General features: G+C 64.4%; 1 protein-coding gene. It reads right to left on the bottom strand.

Annotated elements, in window-relative coordinates; translation table 11 throughout:
* On the bottom strand, positions 1-1,533 hold a 1,533-nt coding region (locus PZA18_RS23840; RefSeq protein ID WP_284103393.1), incomplete at both ends, for an RHS repeat domain-containing protein.

Genomic DNA, 1,533 nt, shown 5'->3' with positions numbered 1-1,533 from the left:
TGAAATCGACTTCGCTGCGACCGCCAACGCCGGTCTGGGTCAATACCCGCTCACCCCGGACGTTGTATTCGTAGTGTTCGCCAGCATCGACGGCGCTGAACAGGTTACTCAGCAAGGTGTCGATGCCCGGATTGGTGAGACCCCCTTGCAAGGTGGCCAGGGTGGCGGCGGGAATCCGGGTGGCCAGCTTGCGGCTGTCGGAAACCTGGCCCAGCGTGTTGTAAGCCACCCCCGAGGCTTCGCCCAGCGGGTTGATGGTGTAGAGCAGGCGGCCAGCGGTGTCGTAGTAGAACAGGGTGCGCAGGCTGCTGCCGTCGTCCGGGTTCTGGCTGAGGGCGGCGGTACGGCGGCCGGCGGCATCGTATTGGTAGCGGGTGCCATACTTGGTCCAGATCGCCTCGATGGCAGTGGCATCGCTGCTGGCCAGCGCCAGTGCGGCGCCTTCGCCACTGAGTTCGGCAATCACCTGACCAAGGGCGTTGTAGCGGGTCAGGCTGCGACGGTTCTCGGCAGGGACGCCGTCGCCCAGGCTGGCGCTGGTGCGCAGGCCAATCTCGTTGTAGCCGAAGCGATTGACGGTGCCATCGGTGGCGGTGCTGGTGTCGATCTGGTTGAGCTTGGTGTAGGTAAAGCTCTGGCTGTTGTCGAGCGGCGAGGCGGCTGGGCGCAGGCTGTCAACCGTGCTGCTGACGCTGACGGATATACCACTGCCCACGCGGCTGGCGTAGCGGGTTTCGCTCAGCTTGTTGCCGGCTGCGTCGTAGCGGACTTCGCTCAGATAACGCTCTGCATCGAGGCTGGCAACCACGCGGTTCTGGGCGTCATACAGGGTGTAGCTGTGCTGATCATTGCTGGCGTCGGCCGTCGGCAGCAATTGGGCCAGGGTGCCTGTGGCCATCAAAGAGGGGTTGACGGCCGTGGCAAAGCGGGTGCTATGCCAGGCCCGGCCGGCATTGTCGTATTCAATCGTCGTCAGATAGCCCGCCGCATCCAGCGAACCGGTCAGCTTGCCATCACCATCATAAAAGCGACGGCTGGTGCGGCTGTTGGCGGTGGCTGGCTGGATGTCTTCCGCCCGGCTGCTGGCGGTGGGCTGGGTGGCGAGCGGGGTGGCATAACGGACTTCCGCCACGACCCGACCGGCGCCGTCGTAGCGGGTTTCGGTGACATAACCCAGGGCATCGACCGCCTTGGTCAGACGGCCAGCCTTGTCGTAGAAGAACCAGCCACTCAAATCATGCGCGGTGTCAGCAGCCGGGCGCAGGCTGGCAAGGGTCGGATTGGCCGGCTGGCCATTGACGACCAGCGTTGCCAGCGCGGTCTGGCTGACCGGGGTGGCATAACGCACCGTGCGGACTTTCTCGCCCCTGGCGTTATAAATGTGTTCGGTCAGGGTGCGGGTGCCGCCGTGCAATTCGCCAACCAGCCGGTTGGCTTCGTCGTAGAGCTGATACACACGGTTGCCATCGGCATCCTGGGTATAGGCCAAGCGACCTGCCGCATCGTAGGCGTACTGGGTAGGCTGTACCCCCC

Origin of the sequence: Parachitinimonas caeni, from assembly GCF_030129945.1 — a bacterium.
Lineage (GTDB): Bacteria > Pseudomonadota > Gammaproteobacteria > Burkholderiales > Chitinimonadaceae > Parachitinimonas > Parachitinimonas caeni.
Note: the sequence above shows the minus strand (reverse complement) of the source record. Positions and strands in the feature narration are given on the sequence as shown.